The following is a 2,514-nucleotide window of genomic DNA, read 5'->3' as shown; positions in this document are numbered from 1 at the left end:
GGAGAGGGCCTCGCGAAGGAAATGCCCACTCCCTACCCCTCAATCAGTCCCAGACGCCGCGCGTGTGCAGGCTCGCCTGCTCCTCGCGCTGCTTGTCTCGATCGTGACAAGCCTTGCAGAGCGTCTGCAGGTTGGCCTCGTCCCAGAACAGGCGCTTATCGCCACGATGCGGGATGACATGGTCGCAGACCAGGCGCGACGTGTTCGGCTCGGCCCTGCCGCAGCCCTTGCGCTGGCATGTGTAGCGATCGCGCAGGAAGATGCGCAGGCGCAGCGCCTGCCAGCGCGCGAGCTTGTACCAGGCTTTCCAGGGCGGCTGCGGCATCCACAAAAGGAAAGGCCGACCACCTTGCGATGATCGGCCTCAAGTCTAGGGAGGAAACGCCCAAGGAGGGCAGCGGCAGCGCCGAGGCGCTACCGCACAACCTATGCAAATGAAAACGCCGACCGCATCAGCTGCGATCGGCGTTGGATCTGGCTAGGATGTTGAGGCACGCTGCGCGCGTCCGCCTGAAATCAGGCTCCGCACTTTTAGTCGAGCTGCCGCGCATGCACCGCACCGCGAATTAGATCAGCTCGATCTGCGCCTCGGTCAAACCACTTACCTTGACGCCGTGCTTTCCGTCGCTGACTAAGACGCTGAGTCGGCCTTTTGAGTCAATTCGTTCGATCAGCGCGCGAAAGCCGGAGAACAGACCATCGGCGACGCGGATCTCTCGACCTACTCGCATTTCAGTTTCGTCTTTGAACTCGGCGACCTTGATGAAGCCATAGCGCAGGAACAGCTGCGCCAGTGCCCATCGCCGACGTGACGGCAGCATGTTCTCGATCTTGACGATATCGCGCAGCAGCTGCATCTCGGTCGCATTGAGCCATGATCGCAGCTCGCCGAACTCGAGCAGGTTGTCGACGTCGGGAATGCTGCGGATCTCGGCGAGACGACCGAGCTCGAAATCAGGCAGGAAGATCAGACCAGGCAGAAACGGCTTTTCGATCCGCCGGCCGAGATGCGGACGCCGCGCCGCTTGGCCGCTGCCGCGCTGGACGAAATGCACAACAGTCGGCGACCAGCCGCTGATGCAACGCTCGCCGAAAGCCTTGATGACCTTGGCGTCGCGGCCAGGCATGACCTGCAGCACGCGCCAGCTCTCCGGCATCGCCGGCACCGCCATACGACCGCCGGCCTCGACATAACCGACGATCTGCCCCTTGCGGTATTGCATGTTCATTCGCTCTCCCCTGCGACTTGCCACGTCCCGTCGCGGCGCGGCGGCCACGGCGCCGGCACGCGAAAGCCCTGCTTTGACTTCCTCAAACGGAAATTCGGATTTGACGACGAGACGCCATGAACGTTCTGGTCATAGGGCTCGAGGAAAATCCGCTCGGCCTGCGGCTCGACGCCGGTCCAGAGCGCCAGGCGATCGCGCCAGGCGGCAAACTGCGGCGTCCCAAGGTCGACGACCTGCCAGGCCTCGCGATCGACGCCGGCAAACGCTGCCATCGCCGTGAGATCGACCTGCAGCGGCAGCTGCGTCCAGACGCCCTCGCCGAGATCCAGCTCGCGGATAACACGCAGCTCGCGTCGCTCGGCGATCTGCGTCGCCACTGCCAAGCCCTTGAGCTCGTCGCCTTGCACAAATCGCCGTTGTGGCGCCGCAGGCTTTGCCGGCGCAACACCAGGCGCAGCGAATTCGCGAAAGCCGCGCGTCCGCACCCAGAGATGAAAGTTCATCGGCCGGCGCTGCTTGAGCTCGCGCAGCTTCGCCATGTAGAGCGGGACCGCATGGAAGCACCAGGCGCGATCGTCCGGCGTCAGGAGACGGAACTCCTCGAGGCCGAGGTCACGCCGCATGACCTCATGGCCGACATAGCTCTCGAATGCCGCTGCGAACTCGGTCGGTTCGCTTTCCTCGATCGCCTTGTGATCGTCCGGAAATCCCCCGGAGGGGGACTTAGGGGGATTTTCCGGTTCAGGTTCAAAAGAGTCTAGCCCCTGGCTGTATTGCGAGGGCTGGCCTAGTGCTGGCCGAGGGCTGGCGTCGTCGGCTTCGGAATTTAGCCCTTGCTGCCAGCTAGGGCTAATCGCCCTTGAATTTGCTGGCATTTCATCAACTTCGCGTCCAGCAGCGCGCGCCTCGATCGCGCCGATATCGGCGTCGACCAGGAGACGGATCAGATCCGTGGTGCGCTTGCCCCGACCGTCGCCGTTGCGGCGACCGTTCTCGTCGAGCCATTGCGGCGTCCGGCCGATCGCGCCGATCTCCTCGAGCCAACCGAGCCGCCGGCGGACCGTGTCCTGCGACAGATCCGTGTCCGACGCCAGCGACGGGATTCCAACCCAGCACATGCCGTCACCGTCGACGTACTCGCCGAGCGCCCGCAGCACGCTTTTTGCGTAAGGGTTGCCCAGCTCGAGGTTGCGCGCCCATGCCGTCGCCTCATCCGAGGCGATGCGTCGCGCCCGCTTTTTCGCGGTCATCTTAACTTCCTAACCAGAGAGAATTCGGGAAACGC

At 63.8% G+C, this 2,514-nt stretch carries 3 protein-coding genes; all 3 read right to left on the bottom strand.

Going from position 1 to position 2,514, the window contains the following annotated elements:
* Positions 1-43: 43 nt before the first annotated feature.
* Entirely contained in the window at positions 44-325 is a 282-nt protein-coding gene (locus AC628_RS41225; RefSeq protein ID WP_074132525.1) for an HNH endonuclease, read from the bottom strand.
* A 241-nt stretch (positions 326-566) separates the two neighbouring features.
* Complete coding sequence (gene nusG / locus AC628_RS41220; protein ID WP_083633324.1) at positions 567-1,229, bottom strand: transcription termination/antitermination protein NusG; 663 nt, start codon at positions 1,227-1,229, stop codon at positions 567-569.
* Positions 1,226-2,479 (bottom strand): helix-turn-helix domain-containing protein, encoded by a 1,254-nt coding sequence (locus AC628_RS41215; RefSeq protein WP_074132523.1) that lies wholly within the window; start codon positions 2,477-2,479, stop codon positions 1,226-1,228. Before AC628_RS41215 ends, nusG begins: the two co-directional genes overlap by 4 nt.
* Between the last annotated feature and the right edge of the window lie 35 nt (positions 2,480-2,514).

The sequence above is a fragment of the Bradyrhizobium sp. NAS96.2 genome, from assembly GCF_001908235.1.
Taxonomy (GTDB): domain Bacteria; phylum Pseudomonadota; class Alphaproteobacteria; order Rhizobiales; family Xanthobacteraceae; genus Bradyrhizobium.
Note: the sequence above shows the minus strand (reverse complement) of the source record. Positions and strands in the feature narration are given on the sequence as shown.

What these genes read in the sequence shown, in the direction of transcription:
- AC628_RS41225 (WP_074132525.1), bottom strand. Translation starts at nt 325, where the DNA reads ATGCCGCAGCCGCCCTGGAAAGCCTGGTACAAGCTCGCGCGCTGGCAG.
- AC628_RS41215 (WP_074132523.1), bottom strand. Translation starts at nt 2,479, where the DNA reads ATGACCGCGAAAAAGCGGGCGCGACGCATCGCCTCGGATGAGGCGACG.
- nusG (WP_083633324.1), bottom strand. Translation starts at nt 1,229, where the DNA reads ATGAACATGCAATACCGCAAGGGGCAGATCGTCGGTTATGTCGAGGCC.